The sequence below is a fragment of the Advenella incenata genome (assembly GCF_004217095.1).
GTDB lineage: Bacteria > Pseudomonadota > Gammaproteobacteria > Burkholderiales > Burkholderiaceae_B > Advenella > Advenella incenata.
This window is the reverse complement of the sequence record NZ_SHKO01000001.1, coordinates 535,871-556,082: the sequence shown is the minus strand read 5'-3', so window position 1 is coordinate 556,082 and position 20,212 is coordinate 535,871. Positions and strand designations below refer to the sequence as shown.

Genomic DNA, 20,212 nt, shown 5'->3' with positions numbered 1-20,212 from the left:
CTGAATTTATGTTAGCCTTTTACGTTTACCGCAGCATCCAAGCCCCTTCCCCATGAAACGCTACCTTCCGCAAAAAGTCGTCCATTTTTTCAATAGCGAGCCAGCCTCGGGCATCATCCTGATGGTGACGGCCGTGCTGGGCATCTGGCTTGCCAATTCCGCCATGGCCGATGGCTATTTCTCGACACTGTCGAGCTATGTGGCTGGCCTGTCGGTTCTGCATTGGATCAATGACGGGCTGATGGCCGTGTTTTTTCTCTATGTGGGCCTGGAAGTCAAACGGGAATTGCTGACCGGAGAATTATCCACCAACCAGAAGCGGCTGCTCCCTTGCATGGCCGCTATTGCAGGTGTGGTCGCCCCGGCCCTGATCTACCTTGCCTTTAACTATCACGATCCGCAACAAATCCGCGGCTGGGCTGTGCCGGCAGCAACCGATATCGCCTTTGCGCTTGGCGTGCTGGCGCTGCTTGGTTCCCGCGTACCTACTTCGCTGAAGGTGTTTCTGACTGCGCTGGCCATTATTGACGATCTCATTGCCATTGTCGTGATCGCCCTGTTTTACACGGCAGAAATACAAAGTATGTATCTTGCACTGGCTGCAGGTACCCTTATCGCGCTGGTACTGCTGAACCGCAGCAACGTCGTGCGCACCCTGCCCTACGCCATCCTGGGCGTGTTCATGTGGTGGTTCGTACTCAAATCCGGCATCCATGCCACGCTGGCCGGCGTCGCGCTGGCGCTGACGCTGCCCATGTCTGGCAAAAACCAGGATACGAACGCCAGCCCGCTGCTTAAATGGGAACACGGCCTGTCGCCGTGGGTTGCATTTTTGATCGTGCCCATTTTTGGCTTTGCCAACGCCGGCGTCTCGTTCGCGGGACTTTCCTGGAGCCAGTTGGGACACCCGGTCGTGCTGGGCATCGCTGCAGGCCTGTTCCTGGGCAAGCAACTGGGCATTTTCGGACTGGTCTGGCTGACGGTCAAATTCGGCCTGGTCAAAAAACCGGAACGGGCCAGCTGGCCGCAGATCTACGGCGTGGCCATGTTGTGCGGTATCGGCTTTACCATGAGCCTGTTCATCGGCGCCCTGGCGTTTACTGACCCGGCGGTGCAGGATCTGGCCAAGATCGGCGTCTTTGCTGGCTCGGTGCTTGCGGCCGTCCTCGGGTACTTTATTCTGTTTTTCAGCGCCAAAGAAAACCAGTAGCGGGCCACAACGCCCGATTTCCCGTATTATTGGCATAACCATTCATTGTTGATCAGCGCCATCAGCTCGACCGCAGACAGGGTATGAAGCCTTGTCTTGCTATGGCCATAAATAATCGTCAGCAGCGACTATTGTATGCCCTTGCCGACAACACAGGCGGTGCCTGCTATCCGCAAGTGCAGCCAGCCTGAACCGGATATCGTCTGGTGCAATCGACCAGCAGCCCGCCCACCGGCGGCCGACCGCAGCAATGCATGCCGGATGAATCATTTGCGTCCAGCCCCGTTTCCGAGACCAAATACACCAATTACGTTTAACATGTGGGGTTTGCAGGCAATAGGCCCATCCTTCGGGCATATTCGCCCTTGCTCCCATCTTCAAATTCAGAAAATAGCCCTAGATGTCTACTCATTCCATTCCGCAGGAAGTCGCCCGCCGTCGGACTTTTGCGATTATTTCTCACCCCGATGCCGGTAAAACCACATTAACTGAAAAACTGCTGCTGTTCGCGGGTGCGATTCAGATTGCTGGCAGCGTCAAGGCGCGCAAGGCCAGTCGGCACGCGTCTTCAGACTGGATGGAGATCGAGAAACAGCGTGGAATCTCGGTGGCTTCTTCTGTCATGCAGATGGAATATCGCGACTGCGTGATCAATCTGCTGGACACGCCGGGCCACCAGGACTTCTCCGAAGACACTTATCGGGTATTGACTGCCGTGGATGCTGCGCTGATGGTGATTGACGCGGCCAACGGTATCGAACCGCAGACGATTCGCCTGTTGCAGGTGTGCCGTGCACGCAACACGCCTATTATTACGTTCATCAACAAAATGGACCGTGAGGTTCAGGAACCGCTGGATTTGCTGGCCGAAATCGAATCGCATCTGGGCATGGACGCCGTGCCGTTTTCCTGGCCCGTGGGTATGGGCAAATCATTTGGTGGCGTGTTCGATATACGACGCAATCGCATGCGTATTTTCCGCGCCGGCCAGCAACGCCGCAACAATGACGAAGATATCATTGACGGCCTGGACAACCCTGAGATCAGCCGCCGTTTCGGCAGCGCGTTCGACAAGGCCAGGGAAGAGATCGATCTGCTGCAGGACGCCGCGCCGACCTTCGAACACGAAGCTTTTCTGGCGGGCAAGCAGACGCCGGTGTTTTTCGGCTCTGCCATCAACAACTTCGGCGTGCAGGAAGTACTGGATACGTTGGTGGAATGGGCGCCCAGACCAGGCGCGCGGCAGGCCCTGCAGCGCGTCGTGCAACCTGATGAAACCAAATTTTCAGGGGTTGTATTCAAAGTTCAGGCTAATATGGACCCTGCGCATCGGGACCGGGTCGCGTTTGTCCGTGTCAGTTCCGGTCGCTTTGAGCGTGGTATGCGCCTGAAAGTGAGTCGTACCGGCAAGGAAATCCGCCCCAATAACGTGGTGTCGTTCCTGTCCCAGCGACGTGACCTGCTTGATGAAGCCTATGCCGGCGACGTGATTGGTATTCCCAACCATGGCGTGCTGCAGTTGGGCGATGTCCTGACTGAAGGCGAAACCTTACAGTTTACCGGTTTGCCGTTCTTTGCCCCGGAGCTGTTCCAGGCCGTGGAAGTCAAGGATCCCCTGCGCACCAAGCAGTTGCGCACCGGCCTGACCCAACTGGGCGAGGAAGGGGCAATTCAGGTATTCCGTCCGCAAGCCGCGGGCGGCGCTTTGCTGCTGGGCGCCGTCGGGCAACTGCAGTTCGAAGTTGTGGCGCATCGCCTCAAGACAGAATACGGCGCCGACGCCCGCATGATCCCCTCGCGCTATACCATGGCGCGCTGGGTCACCAGCGAGAACCCGAAAGCGCTCAAGAAGTTCATCGACAGCAATGCAGCACATATTGCCTACGATGTGGTGGATGCACTGGCGTTCCTGATTACTTCGCCCGCGCAGTTGCGGGTGGCGCAGGAACTGAATCCGGAGATTAATTTTCACGCCATGCGTGAACATGGCGGCAAAGTATTTGGGGAAAACGGCTAAAATTGGCCGAATTACAACCGAGGTATGCAGATGTCCTGGCGTTTATTATTTTTGTCCCTTCTCATTGTGGCTGGCGTAGCCACATGGGGCGGCCTGCAGGCGGGAGACTGGCTGATCGAGCACGCACCGGTCTCTGCCAATGTGCCTAACGTCATGGAGTCCGATCCAAATCCCATGGTGGATGCACAAGGTCGTCCTGTTCAACTGCAACCCCAGCAGCCGCTGATGAGCGGTGCCCAGGGCGTTCCCAAACTGCCGGATCCGGTTCAATGGCGCGTGGACGCAGAACAAGGCGAGCAGGCCATTGAACAGGCCGTTACCACGACCAATAGTGAAATAACCACTGGCGAAGCGACCGATACACTTGACGGCGGCAATGCCAGCGACAGTGACCAGGACATGGTCCCTATCCGACGCTCGCCACGGGCCGGTCGCGCAGCACAAGCAGGCAACTGGGAACCGGCCTTTCATCAGGCAATGAGTGAATGTCGCGCCCTGGGCTTTTTCGATCGCCCGGCCTGCCTGTCGCGGGTACGCAATCAGTATTGCGGCGCGAACAACGCATGGGGCAATGTGTCCGACTGCCCGTCACGCTGATCGCTCCCTGACCACAAAGACCACGCGTCTTTGCAGTTCAAACAACACCTTCAACGGCCTGACAACGGCATTTGAAGGTGTTTTTTTGGCTGCACATATCCTGCCTGGCGGGATTTTTCAGGCTGATTCAGGCCAAAACAGCTTCTATTGCATTTGAAATAAATGGCGCAATCATCCAGCGCCGGGGCCCGGCTGGCCTGGCGGGCGGAAACTGTTCAGGCAGAATGAGGAATGCTATACAACGCTGACTGCACGCCACAAAATTCTATGGCCTGATCGTATACGCGCAGCGACGGGCCTTGGCCAGAATGTGTTCAACGCGCTCGACCCGCGCTTGCAGCACTTGCTCAAATACCATGAGTTCGGCCCGGCAAAACCCCTGGCACGCCGTTGCCGCCGCGCAAATCGGACAGTGGTTCTCTATCAGCAGAAAGGTGCCGTCTGCAAGCGCCTCAAACTCGGCCATATACCCTTCGCGCGTGCGCAACTGCGCCAGTCTGGCGACACGGTCTTTCAATTGGGGCAACCCACTCAGTTCACGCTGGTATAACTGGCGGCTTGTCTGCTCACGCATATCAATAAGACGGTCAATTGCCTGCTCCCCGAATGCCTGGCGCACCGTATCCAGTAGTTGCACCGTCAACTCCGAATGGGTATCGGGAAACTGCTTGTTTCCCGCCTGGGTGAGCTGCCAGAACTGGCTTGGCCGGCCCACGCCGCGCACCTGCGAGAAGGCTTCGACCATGCCCGCAGTGGCGAGTTTGGCCAGTTGCTGGCGCGCCGCTTCGGCAGTCATCCCCAGCACCGCGCCAGCATCTGCAGCTTGCTGCGGCCCCCGCGTCTTGAGCAGATGCAGCAGCCGTTGCGCAGTGGTCGATGGCGCTTTTCCTGAATTTTCCAAGTGATTGCTTGACAAAATATTGAGGCCTTCCTAATATACAAAGAGTTTACTTTTTTTATTACTGTAGCGCATCATGTCAGCGCTGGCAATGGCTGCGCCCGTTTATCTGGAGTTTGTATGGCTGCACAAGAAGCAAGCTGGGGTAATCTGCTCTCTGGCCCGAATATCGCTCATTCCATTGCGCTATCCGGCGGTGTGGCCCTTCACGCCATCAACGTCTTTATCGCCACCACGGTACTGCCTTCGGTCGTCAGCGAAATCGGCGGTCTTCAGTTGTATGCCTGGAATACAACGCTGTTTGTGGTGGCGTCGATTCTTGGCTCGGCGCTCACCCCAACGCTGCTGTCCCATTCCGGCTCACGCGGCGCATACGCAATAGCCACGATATTTTTCATCGCAGGCAGTCTGACCTGCGCACTGGCCCCAAGCATGCCGGTCATGTTGATCGGCCGCACCTTGCAAGGACTGGGAGGCGGTTTTTTGTTTGCCCTGAGCTACGCCATGATCTACGCCGTTTTCGAGGAATACCTCTGGCCCAAAGCAATGGCGCTGATTTCCGCCATGTGGGGCGTGGCAACCCTGCTTGGTCCGGCCATTGGCGGCATGTTTGCGCAAATGGATGCCTGGCGGGCCGCATTCGGCATACTTGTTCCTATAACACTGCTCTATATCGCGCTGGTATGGTGGGTGCTTCCCACACGCAACCGTGCAACAACACCCGCAACCGGTAAGCTACCGATTGCGCAGTTGCTGCTGCTGATTGCTGCGGTCCTGGCAGTCAGTGCCGGCAGCGTGTCGCCCGACCCGCTATGGAATATCGCCGGTGTATTGCTGGCGATTGTGCTCCTGCTGCTTTTGGTTTACAAGGAATCCATCAGCCAGGTGCGCCTACTGCCCCGAAACGCGCTACGGCGCAATTCACCGTTGCTGGCTCTTTACCTGACTATTGGTTTGCTGGTTATCGGCATGACCAGCGAAACATTCGTGCCGTATTTTTTGCAGACACTACATGCTCAAACACCATTGATTTCCGGTTATCTGGCCGCATTGATGGCCGCGGGCTGGACGGTATCGGAAATATGGAGTTCGAGCTACAAATATAACGGCATACGCCGCGCTATAGTGAGCGGCCCGGTGTTGGTTCTGGCCGGCATGGTGTTATTGGCCTTGACCACACCAATCCACGCCCAGGGCGGCTGGCTCGTACTGGCCTTTATCTGCCTGGGATTGACGCTGATCGGTTTTGGTATCGGCCTGGGCTGGCCGCATTTGCTCACGCGTGTTCTACAGGTTGCACCCGATGATGACCAGGATACCGCAGCCACTTCCATTACCACGGTGCAATTGCTCGCAACGGCGCTAGGCTCGGCACTGGCAGGGATGCTTGCCAACCTGGGCGGGATCAATCATCCGGGTGGTATTGAAGGCACGTCCAGTGCCGCATTCTGGATATTCGCCATACTGGCTATTGCGCCACTCATGGCCATTGGCAGTGCCGTGTGCGTGGCCAGCTCGCTCAAGCAGGAACAGCAGGTGCAGTTATCAGCAAAGGCAGCGACATGAAGAAACGATCCCGCCCTTTACGGGCAAGATAACAGCGATGGTGATCAACTGGCGGCAAGATCATGTGGCGTCTTGTTGTGAACGTGATCGTATCTGTACGATTGAGCCCGGCACTCAATGAACAAGGGGCCTGTCCGGCCCCTTTTTACAGCAATCAGTCATTGTCTCCCATCTGACTTTGCAGATAGTTCTCCAGACCAATTTTGCCGATCAGTTCAATATTGGTTTCAAGCCAGTCGATCTGTTCTTCGACGTCTTCCAGGTTTTCCTGGAACAGGTCGCGCGTGACGTAGTCGCGCACGCTTTCACAGTGTGCGATCGCTTCGGTCAGTGTCCGGTGATTGTCAATCTCGATCTTCAGATCGCATTTGAGAATTTCCGGTACATTTTCGCCGATGTGCAACTTGTGCAGGTCTTGCAGATTGGGCAGGCCTTCGAGCAGGAAGATGCGTTCGATGATCGCATCGGCATTCTTCATTTTTTCGATGGAAATATGATATTCGCTTTTGTTGTAGCGATTCAGCCCCCAGTTTTTGACCATACGGGCATGCAGAAAATACTGGTTGATTGAAGTCAACTCGTTAGTCAGTTGCTTATTCAGAAATTTGAGAACGTCCTTGTCGCCTTTCATGATAGTTTCCTTTGCTGTGAGAGGCACCGTCAGTAGCGGCTGAGTGGCTGCGAAGGCAGCCCGGTGGTGCAGTTAAGAGAAATTATAAGGGAAGACGCCAGCTTTGCTCCGGTTTACCGCAAAAGCCCTGCAGGTGGTAAATGAGAATGGAAATGAAAGTGTTTTTGTTCAGCAACCAGGCGCCATAGCCAGCCGTCCTTTGTGCCAGCATTTTCCTGTTTCGGGCGGCGGCCAATGGCAAGAGCGCAACCGTTTATTGCACGGGTGAAACGCGGCAAGGAAAATAGCATAAGTGATATTGCGAAAGTGATAACGCGACTGAATGTCGCCAACGTGGCACTACAAGCTTGAGGCTGAAAATGCTCTGCTGTAGAGAAACCATGCGCCGGGCCGCCAATGATGATGCAGGGCTGAGTACGTGCGAGTTAGTATTTGTGGCTTATTTTTGCAGCTGTTTAGTAGTGACTTAATTAGTGATGACTTATTATTTGTGGCTGATTGTTTTCAGCTTATTCTGGTTATTTGTGACTTATTTTTTAGGCTTGTTATTGCGGCTTATGATTTTAGCCAATAGCGATGGCTCATGAATTGGTGAACCTTGTGGCTTGGTGACTTGCGGTTTACAGAGCCAACCGATCAGGCAGCCGAACGCCAAAGCACCACAGATTCTGTTGCCAGCGCATCACATTTGTCTTTGCCGCAATGGTCATTGGCGCCATCATGAGCAACAGGCGCACCGGTACAGGCTGCGCGCTCCAGATAGCTACAGGCCATTTGTGCGCAACACCCGCAATTGGTGGCGACGCCCAGTTCTCGTTGCAGGTCACTCAGCGTGCTGGCGCCCTGGGAAATAGCGCTGACAACGGCGTCTTCGGTGACGGCATTACAAATGCAAATATACATGAGAGTTATTATCATCTAAGGCAAAAAAAGTTGCAAGCGCCTTGCCCTATTTGATGAAAATGTCCAACAATCCCGTTCTTTCAGGGTGTTACTGCAATTTTTTTAGATTTATCGGGAATGGCACGCAAGCGGCTGCCAGTGGGGGCCGCAGCCAAGGCGGTGCGCCGGCAAAGCCCGCACAAAGCCCGTAATAGGCAGCCAACAGATCCTGATCCCGCTTTTTGCGGCCGCAGCAGCGGGTGGACCGCGCCCTTTTGGTCCCTATTCGTGATTAAGACTGGCCCGTGCCTTGCGCAGCGATGCCGATGGAATGCCCAGTACTTCGCGGTATTTAGCCACTGTGCGACGCGCAATGGTAATACCCTCCTGAGCCAGCAGGGCGGTCAGGCGACTGTCCGATAGCGGCTTGCCCTCAGGCTCGGCCTGAATGTAATTGCGAATGCGGATCTGCACCGCGGTTGCCGATGCATTTTCGCCGCTATCTGTCGCTACGCCGGACCCAAAAAACCGTTTCAGCTCAAATACCCCATGCGGCGTCGCAATAAACTTCTGCGTCGTAGCCCGGGAGATGGTGGACTCATGCATGCCCACAGCATCGGCCACATCGCGCAGGGTCAAAGGCTGCAGGCGCGCCATGCCGTATTCAAGAAAGTCGCGCTGCTTGTCCATAATGGCACGCGAGACATCCAGAATCGTTGTAAAGCGCTGACTGACCTGGCGCATGAATCCCTTGGCTGCGGCCAGTTGCTCGCTCATTCCCGAGCCGGCTTCTTTGCCCAGACGACGAATCATGCTTTCGTACCCTTCGCTGATACGCAGCGATGGCATGACGGTCTGGTTAATGGTCAGGACCCACTCCCCTTTTATCTTGCGCACCAGGACATCGGGTACGGCATAATCGGCCGTAGGCGTGCTGAACTGCTTGCCGGGGCGCGGATCCAGTTGCCGAATCAGGGCATGGGCCTGCCGAATTCGGTCAATATCGGCGCCGGTAACGGACCGCAGTTGCGCCATATCGGCACGCCCCAGCGCCTCCAGCCCGTGCTCGCAAATAAGGCGGGCGCAAGCCAGCACCTCGGGCTCGGGCGGATTGGCCAGGGAAGACACGTTCAATTGCAACAACAGGCATTCGGAAAGCGTACGCGCGCCCACACCAGCCGGATCACACGACTGCAGCAGGCGCAGGGCAACCGCCAGATCGTCTTCACTGACATCAGCCTCTTCCGAAAACAACGTTACAATTTCCTGCAGGCTGGACATCAGATACCCGTTATCGTCCAGCTCCTCAATCAGGTATTCGGCCAGGCTGACATCCCGTTCCGACGCATGGGTCAGCCGCAACTGCTCGCGCAGATGCTCGGAAAGCGACAGTCCTACCGCTGTTTCAGGTTGAAAATACTCGTCATCGCGCGATTTCTGGCCCGGCTGCGATGCCCAGTCCTGTTGTAAAAGCTCGGCATCATTTTCGCTTGCATTTGTACTATCTTCAGATATTTGGTTATTATCGACAAGTTCAAGCATGGGGTTGTCCTGCAACACCTGTGCCAGTTCTGCCTGGAGATCCAGCGCAGAACACTGCAACAAGCGCAAAGATTGTTGCAGTTGCGGGGTCAGCACCAACTGCTGGCCGGTTCGAAGTTCTAACGCATGACGCATATCGATTTGGAATACCTATGAAATACAGCAATGCCGCGGTTCAGCAAAATGATGCCAGATTGGTAAGCAAAACGCTGCTTAAGCTGGCTACCCCAAGGATTATAATGCGTGCCGCCGTGATTATTGTCACAATCGTGATCTGGCTGTGGGTTGCCGCAAGCATCCTTGAATTCGGTGCCGCCCAGGACTACGCTTTTCTGAACAAGTTTAACGTACAACTGGTCTCTTTTTTGCAGAGTATCAATACCTACCTATGGTGGGCAGTGGTCCTGCTGGGCACGCTGATCGTCTATTTCTTCCTGAGCGCCTGGTATAGCGGAAGCGTTGAGCGTGCTGCATACAAGACCGTACCCGCAGATACAGCGGCCCAATTGATTGGCAGCCTGTCCCCCGAAGGTCGGGATGTACTCGGCTGGGTCTGGCGCGACCGCAGCGAACCCATCAATATCGGTAACCTGAAAACCACCAAGGATGAGCTGGATAACAATCGGGTTAGCAAACTGGCTCAGATCCGGGAACAGGAAAGGCTGCTGGGCCCGGGGCCCGCGGTGGCGGCAGACAATCGCATTGCCGCCACACTGGCACAAACCCAGGCGCCGGATGAGCCTGGCCCAGTGCCGACCCTGCGACCAGAACCTGCCGCGGCCAAACCCGTCGCGACCGATGCCCGCCCAACAACGCCGGCCGCCGGCGCGGCAACTGCGGGCACGCTGGGTTCAGCGTCCAGTACCGCAGCCAGTGCCCCTGCCGTTGAACCGGTAATTACCAGCACCACACCGGCAGCCCGGCCAGCAACGCAAAACGCGCCGGCCTCTGAACCGAAGCGCCCGGCCAACGTGGCAGACACAGCAACCGATGTGGTCAAGCCCACACCGAACGAACCGGCAATTGCTGAGGAACCGGCCAAAGAACAACCGACGGTCTCCAGCTCCGAACAGACGGAACCGACCATTGGCCGCCCCGAGACCACGCATCTGCGCCCGCCGCGCGATGAGGTCAAACATACCATTACCTGATCAAAACTGCGGTTAACGGCGCGCAGACGGAAAAAACACTTGCGCGCCGGGGTAATTTTTCTTATAGTTAGGGTATGAAGAGCCAGCCCCAATTTTCTCGCAACGCTTTAACCGGTCGCAACACTGCTTGCGCCAGGGCTAAGCTGTGGGCTGCTGCTACACCTGACGCAACGCTTTCTGCTGTTGCCACACCTTCTTCTCTGCTACTGCTAGCGATCGGTTGTCGAGCCTAGAGCGTTCGTGGCAGTTCGACAGCCCCTGTACAAGCCACAAGGATTCCGTTTTATTATTCTGAATCCCGGCGTCGCTGCTTAACTCCAGTCTGTTCGCACCGGGATTCTCCCCAAAATAGGTGCATCATGATCTCCAACCCCGCTTCCAAATACATTCCTTTCAAGGCGTTCGAACGCGATTTCTCGGCACGCACGTGGCCCAGTAAAAAAATCGAACATCCACCTATCTGGATGAGTACTGATCTGCGCGATGGTAACCAGTCTCTTATCGAGCCCATGAGCATCGAGCGCAAGCTGCGTTTTTTCAAGCACCTGGTCAAAATCGGCTTCAAGGAAATTGAAGTTGGCTTTCCATCCGCCTCCCAGACAGATTTTGACTTCGTTCGCATCCTGATCGAAGAAAACCTTATTCCCGATGATGTCCTGATCATCGTGCTGACCCAGTCGCGCGAAGACCTGATCAACCGGACGGTGGAAGCGGCGGCTGGCGCGCGCCAGGCCATGGTGCACCTGTATAACGCCTGCGCGCCCGCATTTCGCAAAATCGTCTTCAATATGAACAAGGACGAAGTCAAAAATATTGCCACTACCGGTACCGCATTGATCAAAAAGGCCATGAGCCGCCACCCCGAAACCCAATGGCGCTATGAATACTCTCCTGAAGTGTTCAGCACCACCGAGCCGGAATTTGCAGTGGATGTGTGTAACGCGGTCGCCGAGGTATGGCAGCCTACCGCGACAGACCGGATCGTGTTTAACCTGCCCGCGACCATCGAAGCCACCACGCCAAATATGTACGCAGACCAGATCGAATGGTTCTGCAACAACGTCAATAATCGCGAAAGCGTCATTGTCAGCGTGCACCCGCATAATGACCGCGGCACAGCCGTTGCCGCCGCTGAACTGGCTGTCATGGCCGGCGCAGACCGTATTGAGGGCTGCCTGTTTGGCAGTGGCGAGCGCACGGGCAATGTGTGTCTGGTCACCCTGGCGCTCAACCTGTACACCCAGGGCATTCACCCTGGCCTGGATTTCTCCGACATAGACGACGTGCGCCGCACTGCAGAATACTGCAACCAGTTGCCCGTACATCCGCGTCACCCCTACGCTGGCGATCTGGTCTTTACCGCCTTCTCGGGCTCGCATCAGGACGCCATCAAGAAAGGATTTGCCGTGCAAAAAGAAGACGGCGTCTGGGAAGTGCCTTATCTGCCCATTGACCCGGCCGATCTCGGACGCAGCTATGATGCGGTCATCCGGGTAAACAGCCAATCAGGCAAGGGCGGCGTCTCTTATCTTTTGGAAAACGAACGAGGCCTGAACCTGCCGCGCCGCCTGCAGATCGAGTTTTCCCGCGCCATCCAGCGCGTGACCGACGAGACCGGTACGGAAGTTAACGGCAATGCCGTGTTCGATATCTTTGAAAAAGAGTACCTGAAACAGACGACGCCATGGAAATTGGTGCGCCACCAGATCAATAGCAAGGCCGATGGCGAAGCCGGCGACCAGTTCAGCATCCGCGCCGAGCTTGAGGTGGATGGTCAGGTCAAAGTCGTGGAAGGAAGCGGCGAAGGCGCCATTTCAGCCTTCATCAACGCCCTGAATCTGCCTATCCGCTTTATGGATTATCACGAACACGCCATGGGATCCGGCGAAAAAACATCTGCCGTCTGCTATGTGGAACTGCGGCTTGGTGAATCGGCCACCGGTTTTGGCGTGGGCATCCACAAAGACATCGTTACTGCGTCATTTGTGGCCGTCCTGAGTGCGGTGAACCGCCATCTGAACCAGCAGGCCAAAGAAGGCGCCGCCCTGCGCGAAGTCGCTTAACGGTCTCGGGCGGTCAAGTCGGGCCCGTCATCTGCCTGCGGCAGGGGCGAGCCTGTATTGTTTTTTCTTGTCGCGATAAAGTGCGTTTCGGGCGCCCGGCTTGTGTCTTTGCAGCTCGGCGCCCATTTTCTTTGCTTGCTGGCGCCATGCCAGCGGACGTTGAGCGGGCAAAATCATGGGCAGCATAGGCCCGGGTTGCGACCGCTGCGTATTAACTTGCCACACAAACGCAATCGCCAGGCCAACGCGGTCTCAACCGAAAAGGGCTGATCTCTGCGCGCGTTAGCATCGCATTAATCAACCCTTGCCTGTGTATGTACCAGAAAAACCGCTAGCCAGGCCTTGTATACCGACCTGATCGGCAACGAGTCTGCCTTGCGCTGTTTACCAGGCGCTGCCTTTTTCCCAGACCACTTCCTTACCCGCTGCCTTAGCCTGACGCATCATGTCCAGCAACGGGTAGGCACGACGGCGCAAGCTCACATTTTCACTGATGGGGTGTACGGCGATCTCGTCGTCCTCGTCTTCGCGATCCTTGTCATCAAACTGATGATCGGGCGCAGAACCCGGGTCCGCATTGATAGCCTGTTCCAGTTGACGGATGGCTTCTTCCAGCTGGGCCACTGTAAAGACGCCCATTTCAGGCACGGTGTCATACTCACGGCCTGCCGCCTGCAATACCGTCCTGGCCTGCTCGGCCATCATCAGGACATCGCCTGCTATATCCGAACGAAAAGTAATCAGCATACGGTTTTCCTCATTAGATATTTTATTGGACTGCGACCACTGCAAATGCATTCAAAAGGTGATGATACGCATTTTTCAGGTTATTGGTCATGCGAACCCGTCCTCGCTCAATTTTTCCTGCTTTCAGGCACTTGATTCTGGTGCTTGCAGGCATGCTCCATTTTGCCCCAGAGGCCGTTGCCGAACAAGCAAATATTGCGCAATGCGTGCGAGCGTCCGCCGGCACCGGTCATCCGTGCCGCAGCAACAACCCTTTTACCGTGGGCGCAACTGAGCCGACCATCAATAGCGGCGCCGGCAACCCGGTTAATCTGGCCACCGGCAACAAATACCAGGAAACAGTCGATCTGCCCCTGCGTCATGACGGCTTGCTGGTGATGCGCAGCTATAACGCAATGGACCGGGCAGACCGGGGACTGGGCGTAGGCTGGCGGCACAATTTCGATATTGATCTGCAACGCACGCCAGACGGCCTGCAGATTATCCAGGCTGATGGTTCCCGCATCCAGTTTGGCAAACGGGCGGGCAAAACTGTTCCGGCTGCAGTGGCTGCCCATGGACGGCTGGCGGTTGCCGAAAGCGGCTGGGTCTGGCACTGGCCTGACGGCAGCACCATCACCTTTGACCGCCAGGGGCTGCTTACCGGACTGAACGTGGATGGACACCACCTGCAGATACAGCGATACAGCCGTGCCTCGATTTTTGCCGACAAGATCCGTCAGGTCACAAGCGATGCCGGCCACGCCCTGGTGTTTCACTACAGCCAGAACCTCCACATGCGTGCCCCCGCGCGTCTGACTCGAGTCGACACGCCCCAAGGCGCCATCCGGTATCGCTACGACTTGCCTGCCGGGCGTCTGGTGTCTGCTGCCATGGATGATAACCGCCAGACGCTCTACCTGTACGAGGTGGCTTATCAGGCAGGAGACCCATACAAACTGACGGGCATGGCGATCGTACCCCGCCACTACGGAAACGCCGGCAATAATGCCCCTGCCGACGCAGTGCCGGCGCTGGGTATCTGGACCCTGCGCGCCGAAATACCGGTCCTGGCCGGCCGCTCGGCGCTGGCGGCAAATATGTCTGCCCCCCTGTCGCAGCCCTACCGCTTGCGGACCTGGCAATATGATCAAAGCGGCAAAGTGATCCGCGCCGTGCTGCATGATCAGCCTGCCGGCCCGGGAACCCAGTTTTTCAGCTATGGCGCCGCGGGCGCGCAGCGCAGCATCACCCGCGTTACAGACGGCGACGGTCAGCGCACCCGCTTTATCTGGCGACGCATCAATAGCCGTTACCTGCTCGAGTCGATCAAAGGCCATGGCTGCATTGGCTGCGCCGCGCCAGGACTACAGGCTGCCTATGACAAGCAGGGTCGCCTATCGTACATCAATGGCCTATACATCGCCCGCTACCCCAACGGCATGCCGGCACGGCTGAGCCAGCCCCAAGGGCTCTGGCCCGGCCTGCAGTTGCACTATGACCCGCAGGGGCGCGGTATTTTCTGGTCCAGCACACTCACCGGCAGCCAGCGCATCCAGTACAACAGCAAGGGGCAGCCCACCACCCAGACCTTTGCCAACGGGGTGCGCTGGTCGTACGAGTATGATGCGCAGCAACGCCTGCGCACCTTGCGGGAATCGACCACATCCGGGCCTGCCACTGATCAGGACCCGGCACGCACGGCATCTGCGGTTGCCACAACCACCCTTCATTACACAGAAGATGGTGGCTTTACGCTAACGCATGCCAACGAAACACAAGGACATGCGATGAATTGGGCAAACGGGACCTTGCGTACCCGTATTTCCAGGCCGCGCAACACACACAACCCTTACCGGGTCTCTTATGAGGACATCATCCTGCGCCATCCGCAGAGCCGCCTGGAAATACAGCTGCTGCCCGAAGGCGGCCGCCTGCTCTACACATATACGCCGCAGCAGCAACTGCGCAGCATCGTCTGGGAAGACGCCACGCAACGGCAACACCCCATTGTGCACATAACCGCCGCTGGTGAAGCCACCTTCGGCAACCAGATCCGGATGCAGTACCGTCAGGATGCCTTTGGCCATCAGCAGTTGCATCTGGTGGCCCCTACAGGTACAACCAGCCGTCCGATCCTGGGCCTGGAACGCCTGGTGGGGCGCAACGGACGCATCCTCAAGGAAGACTATTATTATCCGGCAGTCGCCAGCGCCATTCGCCGATATTATTTTTACGGCAGCAAGCAGCGGCTGGCTGGAATGACAGAGCAGCATTACCGCTACACAAAAGGGCAACTGTCACGCGCACCGGCTACTTCCCAAAAGCGGCGAGTATGGTATGCCTGGGACCGCAGCGGCGCCAGTATCGCACGCTTTGACGGCCACCGTACGCAGCGCAGCCATATCAGGCGTGACGCCAGCGGCTTGCCGGTGCAGGTTGACCGCCTGGATACGCGCTATGGGGTTAACCGCCGCCTTAATGTGGTTTATCGGCAGGGCCGGCCGATTCAGCAAAATCTGCACAACGGCCAGGGCCTGCGCATTGCCCGCCGCGACCAGCAGGCGTTTACCCACTTTTATTATCAGAACAATCGGGTGATCGGCCACTGGTCTGTGCCTGCGGGCGCGCCGCTGCGCTCCCCAACCAATGGCGCCATTTCACGACGCTACATTTATGCCGGTGCCATCGCTGTTGCCTTTATCGACTACGCAAGGCCCGCGGCGTTCAGCGACAGATCGCAGCCGGCAGACGTGTCCGTTCAACCTGCGCTGCGCCGTATGCTGAGCGACCGGTCTGCGGCAACGCTGCATTTTATCCACACCGATACCCAGGGGCTGCCGCTGCTTGTGACCGACAGGCAGGCGCAGCCCGTCTGGCTGGCGCGTCCTGAACCGGAAGGGAAAATGACGCCACTGATTGCGCGAGTGCAACTGCCGTTGCGCTATCCGGGACAGTATGAGGACGAAGCGACCGGCTGGTTCGATAATATCTATCGCACCTACGACCCTGCCTTTGGCCACTATCTGGAACCCGATCCGATCGGCCCCGTTCCCGGCGCCGATCCCCTGGGATATGCGGCCGCGCAACCGCGCCGCTATGTCGATCCGCTCGGTTTGCTGTTATTCGCCTTCGATGGTACCCGCAACATGGGCAGCGACACCAATTCGAATGTGTACAAACTGCAAAAACTGTACGATTCGGGCCCCGTACACTACATCGGCGGACCGGGCACCAGCGACGGCCTCTATGCGTTTGCCGAGCCGGCGGTCTATGGTGCGACCAATCCCTTGCAAAGCCCATACGTGATGGGTCCGCTGGGCGTATTGCTGCGCCCTGTGGATGCCCTGGCAGCAGAATCTGTGGCCGGCATTGTGCGCACCCAGATGCATCGCCTGATCGACTCCCTGCTCAGCGATGCGCCGTCATTGCGAAACGCCAACGGTCACATCCCTATCGATGTCATCGGCTTTTCCCGCGGCGCGGCGGCAGCACGCATTTTTGCGAACCAGATTTTGCAGCAGACACAAGACGGCCTGTTCAGCGTCCGGATTCACACGCCATTTGCAAGCAACGGCCAGACCCCGGATGCTTTCATGACTGTCAGTGCCTGCCTGGATTTACGTTTCATGGGCCTGTTCGATACGGTCACGCAGCTTGGCGTGCTGGGCTCGAACAACGCAGCCTACAATTACCAGGTGTCTCCCGCCTGGCAGTGGGTCGCCCACGCAGTGGCCCTGAACGAATATAACAATATCTTTCCTTTAACCTCCATAGGCGGCAATGGACATCAGAACTTTCATGAAGTCGGCTTTATAGGCAACCACTCTGATATGGGCGGTGCGATACAGGCTGCGGACACCACGCACGTGGCCAACGCCAGTGGCCTGCCTGGCGATCTGAGTAACGTGGTGCTGCAATGGATGTACCAACAGGGACGGGCGGCGGGCATATCCTGGCGACCACTGCCGCCGACCGCCCTGCGCATCCGCAACCCGCTGGTCCATAACAATCTCATGCGCTATGAATGGCAGGACCCGGCCTGGGAAAGCCTCAAGCGAGACCGCGAAATGGAAGGCGCTGACAGAACCTCAATACGGCAGCATCAATCCGCAAGTGTCGGCCAGGCCAGACGCATGCAGGTAGAACAGTTTATCGAGCGTGATCTGCCGCAGACCCGGCCGCTGACGATCGCCGACCTGTTTTACGGCAACATGATGGCGGTGCCGCCCGGTAAAGAAAAGGCGCTGGTCAGCCAGCCGATTGTCGGTCGCGCCGATATCCAGGCCTATGCTCGGTGGCTGCGGGAAACCACGGGCTTTGAGTTACAGACAGGCCAGGTATGGTAAAATCTGCCTTTTTTCCACCCCCCGGACGCCATGCTCCCCGAGCTGCAACAACACTTACTTTCGCTGCTTCAGGCAGCCGTTCACGATACCCTTCCCGAGGCCACCCCGGTTATCAAACTGGAACGCCCCAAGCAGGCCGATCACGGCGATATTGCCAGCAACGTCGCCATGCAGATCGCCAAGCCTGCCCGTCGGAACCCGCGTGAACTGGCCCAGGAGATTGTCGCCCATGTGCTGGCCAACCCGGCCGCTGCCGGTGTGGTGGAGTCGGCCGATGTGGCCGGCCCTGGCTTTATCAACTTGCGACTGACGCAGGCAACGCACCAGCAGGTGCTGCAGACCATTGCACAGCAGGGCAGCCAGTACGGCAATGCCGCCAGGCGCAACGAGAAAGTCATTGTGGAATTTGTCTCCGCCAATCCCACCGGCCCCCTGCATGTCGGCCATGCCCGCCAGGCGGCCCTGGGCGACTGCGTCTGCCGGCTGCTTGATGCCGGCGGCTACGATGTGCTGCGCGAATTCTATTACAACGATGCCGGCAACCAGATTCACAACCTGGCGGTAAGCACGCAGGCCCGGGCCCGCGGCATCAGCCCGGACGATCCCGCCTACCCCAGTGACGGCTACCGTGGCGAGTATATTGCCGATATTGCCCGCGATTACGTCAACAAGGCGACCATTGAAGCCGACGGTCACAGCATTACTGCCACAGGCGAGCTCGATTCGCTCGAAGACATCCGCCAGTTCGCCGTAGCCTGCCTGCGTCGCGAGCAGGACCTGGATCTGCAGGCGTTCGGGCTGAAATTTGACAATTACTATCTTGAAAGCTCGCTCTATAGCGACGGCAAGGTGGAAGATACCGTCAACAAACTGATCGCCAGCGGCTACACATACGAACATGAAAACGCCTTATGGCTGAAAACGACGGAACTGGGCACCGGCGACGACAAAGACCGGGTCATGCGCAAGTCCGACGGCGGCTACACGTATTTCGTACCCGACGTGGCCTATCACGTGGGCAAATGGAATCGCGGTTATACCCACGCCATCAACATCCAGGGTACCGACCATCACGGCACCATCGCCCGCGTACGCGCTGGCCTGCAGGCACTGAATCTGGGCATTCCCAAGACCTATCCTTCCTATATTCTGCACAAGATGGTCAGGGTCATGCGCAACGGGCAGGAGGTCAAAATCTCCAAGCGCGCCGGCAGCTATGTCACCATGCGTGATCTGATCGACTGGGTTGGGCAGGATGCCGTTCGCTACTTCCTGATTCAGCGCAAGGCAGATACTGAATTTGTATTTGATATTGATCTGGCCCTGGCAAAGGGCGAGGAGAATCCGGTATATTATGTTCAGTATGCACATGCGCGTATCTGCAAGCTGCTGCGTGACTCAGCTGACCTGACAGAAGGTCTGGCCAGCGCCGACAGCAGCAAGCTGGTGGCCCCTACGGAAATCACGCTACTGAAGCGCCTGGCAGAGCTGCCTGGCCTGATTCAAACGGCAGGCCAGGAACTGTCGCCGCATCAGGTTGCATTCTGGCTTCAGGAATGCGCAGCCGATTTCCATTCGTGGTACAACGCCGAACGCATCATGCTTGACGATATCGAATTGAAACGTGCGCGGCTGCGTCTGGCCGACGCCACCCGTCAGGTCATTGCCAATGGCCTTGGCCTGCTGGGTGTGTCCGCACCCCAGCAAATGTAAGCGAGACTGTTCCACTATGGCAACACGCAAGAAACGCCCCGCCGCCCGTAGTTCCCGGTCTTCCTCCGGCAATGGCATGACATTTTCGTCTATCCTGCTGGGCCTGATCATCGGCCTGTCCGTGGCTGCCGTGGCCGCTTTCATGATCATGCGTTCGCCCTCTCCGATTCAGGACCGCCGGCAACCGGCAAATGGTCAGCCTGGCGCCCTCACCGGCCAGGCCCCACCCAGCCCGAGCGCCACACTGATCGATCCAAACGCATGGATGAACAGCGACGGCAGCATCAATTCAGCGCAGCAGCCGCCGTCCCGCCCGAAAATTGAACCACTGCCTCCGCTACTGGGCATCCCGGAAAACGCCGGCGATATGCCGTTTACAGCGGGTGGCACCTTGCCATCGGCAACGCCACCGACAAAAGCGGCGCCCAAAACAGATGACGACCAGATTGCCTCACTGATTAACACACTGCCTGGCGACAAACCGGCAGCCACCAAGGCGCCGGCCACCGCAGCTGCCCCCTCAAAAAACGCACAGACTACCGCAAACCCGGGCACCGCACCCAAGGCCACAGCAGCAAATACGCCGCCTGCCGCGCAGACTCGCAGCGGCGCACCCCGTTACCTGCAGGTGGGGTCCTATCGCGATGAGAAAGAGGCCGATGCCTTTCGCGCCCGCATGATCATGATGGGTTTCAATGTGCAGATCCAGAAAGCCAGAGTGAACAATATGGACGTCAATCGCGTCCGTATCGGCCCCTTCGATAGCGAGAAGGAACTGAGCGAGTCCCGCGCCCAGCTCTCCGGGGCTAAAATCAACTCCACCATCGTGCGCTAGGCCAGGGCACGCCAGGCGGGAACTTTACGGGG

Annotated in this window: 14 protein-coding genes; 9 read left to right on the top strand and 5 right to left on the bottom strand. The window is 57.5% G+C overall.

Going from position 1 to position 20,212, the window contains the following annotated elements:
• Positions 1–52 precede the first annotated feature (52 nt).
• From nhaA to EV681_RS02450, 3 genes are all read left to right on the top strand, one after another.
• Positions 53–1,210, top strand: coding sequence for a Na+/H+ antiporter NhaA (gene nhaA / locus EV681_RS02460; protein WP_130303228.1), 1,158 nt, complete (start codon positions 53–55; stop codon positions 1,208–1,210).
• Positions 1,211–1,610: 400 nt separating this feature from the next.
• Positions 1,611–3,227 carry a peptide chain release factor 3 gene (locus EV681_RS02455; RefSeq protein WP_128393772.1) on the top strand — a complete coding sequence of 539 codons (1,617 nt, stop codon included), beginning with the start codon at positions 1,611–1,613 and terminating at the stop codon, positions 3,225–3,227.
• Positions 3,228–3,278: 51 nt separating this feature from the next.
• Positions 3,279–3,824 carry a hypothetical protein gene (locus EV681_RS02450; RefSeq protein WP_128393771.1) on the top strand — a complete coding sequence of 182 codons (546 nt, stop codon included), beginning with the start codon at positions 3,279–3,281 and terminating at the stop codon, positions 3,822–3,824.
• A gap of 265 nt (positions 3,825–4,089) precedes the next feature.
• Here the strand turns inward: EV681_RS02450 and EV681_RS02445 are convergent, their stop codons facing one another.
• Positions 4,090–4,725, bottom strand: coding sequence for a helix-turn-helix transcriptional regulator (locus EV681_RS02445; protein WP_242612114.1), 636 nt, complete (start codon positions 4,723–4,725; stop codon positions 4,090–4,092).
• Between the two features lie 117 nt (positions 4,726–4,842).
• Between EV681_RS02445 and EV681_RS02440 the strand changes: the two genes are divergently transcribed.
• Positions 4,843–6,288 (top strand): MFS transporter, encoded by a 1,446-nt coding sequence (locus tag EV681_RS02440; protein WP_130303226.1) that lies wholly within the window; start codon positions 4,843–4,845, stop codon positions 6,286–6,288.
• A gap of 154 nt (positions 6,289–6,442) precedes the next feature.
• Here the strand turns inward: EV681_RS02440 and bfr are convergent, their stop codons facing one another.
• The 3 genes from bfr to rpoN all read right to left on the bottom strand — a co-directional run bounded on the left by bfr (position 6,443) and on the right by rpoN (position 9,478).
• Positions 6,443–6,919, bottom strand: a complete 477-nt coding sequence (gene bfr / locus EV681_RS02435; RefSeq protein ID WP_128393768.1) for a bacterioferritin — start codon at positions 6,917–6,919, stop codon at positions 6,443–6,445.
• 636 nt (positions 6,920–7,555) lie between these two features.
• Positions 7,556–7,822 carry a (2Fe-2S)-binding protein gene (locus EV681_RS02430; RefSeq protein WP_014749194.1) on the bottom strand — a complete coding sequence of 89 codons (267 nt, stop codon included), beginning with the start codon at positions 7,820–7,822 and terminating at the stop codon, positions 7,556–7,558.
• Positions 7,823–8,083: 261 nt separating this feature from the next.
• The gene (gene rpoN, locus EV681_RS02425; protein WP_128393767.1) at positions 8,084–9,478 is read right to left on the bottom strand and encodes an RNA polymerase factor sigma-54; all 1,395 of its coding nucleotides are present in this window, start codon (positions 9,476–9,478) and stop codon (positions 8,084–8,086) included.
• A gap of 17 nt (positions 9,479–9,495) precedes the next feature.
• On the opposite strand from rpoN, the gene EV681_RS02420 reads away from it, so the two are divergent.
• A complete protein-coding gene (locus tag EV681_RS02420; RefSeq protein ID WP_130303225.1) occupies positions 9,496–10,494 on the top strand; it encodes a hypothetical protein in 999 nt (332 codons plus the stop codon).
• 359 nt (positions 10,495–10,853) lie between these two features.
• Positions 10,854–12,557, top strand: a complete 1,704-nt coding sequence (gene leuA / locus EV681_RS02415) for a 2-isopropylmalate synthase (protein WP_130303224.1) — start codon at positions 10,854–10,856, stop codon at positions 12,555–12,557.
• 384 nt (positions 12,558–12,941) lie between these two features.
• Here the strand turns inward: leuA and EV681_RS02410 are convergent, their stop codons facing one another.
• The gene (locus tag EV681_RS02410) at positions 12,942–13,304 is read right to left on the bottom strand and encodes a DUF1840 domain-containing protein (protein WP_128393764.1); all 363 of its coding nucleotides are present in this window, start codon (positions 13,302–13,304) and stop codon (positions 12,942–12,944) included.
• Positions 13,305–13,393: 89 nt separating this feature from the next.
• On the opposite strand from EV681_RS02410, the gene EV681_RS02405 reads away from it, so the two are divergent.
• The 3 genes from EV681_RS02405 (at position 13,394) to EV681_RS02395 (ending at position 20,180) form a co-directional block, all read left to right on the top strand.
• Complete coding sequence (locus EV681_RS02405) at positions 13,394–17,632, top strand: phospholipase effector Tle1 domain-containing protein (RefSeq protein ID WP_130303223.1); 4,239 nt, start codon at positions 13,394–13,396, stop codon at positions 17,630–17,632.
• A 30-nt stretch (positions 17,633–17,662) separates the two neighbouring features.
• A complete protein-coding gene (gene argS / locus EV681_RS02400; protein ID WP_128393762.1) occupies positions 17,663–19,345 on the top strand; it encodes an arginine--tRNA ligase in 1,683 nt (560 codons plus the stop codon).
• 76 nt (positions 19,346–19,421) lie between these two features.
• Positions 19,422–20,180 carry an SPOR domain-containing protein gene (locus EV681_RS02395; RefSeq protein WP_165392915.1) on the top strand — a complete coding sequence of 253 codons (759 nt, stop codon included), beginning with the start codon at positions 19,422–19,424 and terminating at the stop codon, positions 20,178–20,180.
• The last annotated feature ends 32 nt before the right edge of the window (positions 20,181–20,212 follow it).

Bases quoted from the DNA above. Each gene is read 5' to 3' on its own strand.
- EV681_RS02455 (WP_128393772.1), top strand. From the start codon at position 1,611: ATGTCTACTCATTCCATTCCGCAGGAAGTCGCCCGCCGTCGGACTTTT.
- EV681_RS02420 (WP_130303225.1), top strand. From the start codon at position 9,496: ATGAAATACAGCAATGCCGCGGTTCAGCAAAATGATGCCAGATTGGTA.
- EV681_RS02430 (WP_014749194.1), bottom strand. From the start codon at position 7,822: ATGTATATTTGCATTTGTAATGCCGTCACCGAAGACGCCGTTGTCAGC.
- rpoN (WP_128393767.1), bottom strand. From the start codon at position 9,478: ATGCGTCATGCGTTAGAACTTCGAACCGGCCAGCAGTTGGTGCTGACC.
- argS (WP_128393762.1), top strand. From the start codon at position 17,663: ATGCTCCCCGAGCTGCAACAACACTTACTTTCGCTGCTTCAGGCAGCC.
- leuA (WP_130303224.1), top strand. From the start codon at position 10,854: ATGATCTCCAACCCCGCTTCCAAATACATTCCTTTCAAGGCGTTCGAA.
- EV681_RS02440 (WP_130303226.1), top strand. From the start codon at position 4,843: ATGGCTGCACAAGAAGCAAGCTGGGGTAATCTGCTCTCTGGCCCGAAT.
- EV681_RS02405 (WP_130303223.1), top strand. From the start codon at position 13,394: ATGCGAACCCGTCCTCGCTCAATTTTTCCTGCTTTCAGGCACTTGATT.
- EV681_RS02395 (WP_165392915.1), top strand. From the start codon at position 19,422: ATGACATTTTCGTCTATCCTGCTGGGCCTGATCATCGGCCTGTCCGTG.
- nhaA (WP_130303228.1), top strand. From the start codon at position 53: ATGAAACGCTACCTTCCGCAAAAAGTCGTCCATTTTTTCAATAGCGAG.
- bfr (WP_128393768.1), bottom strand. From the start codon at position 6,919: ATGAAAGGCGACAAGGACGTTCTCAAATTTCTGAATAAGCAACTGACT.
- EV681_RS02410 (WP_128393764.1), bottom strand. From the start codon at position 13,304: ATGCTGATTACTTTTCGTTCGGATATAGCAGGCGATGTCCTGATGATG.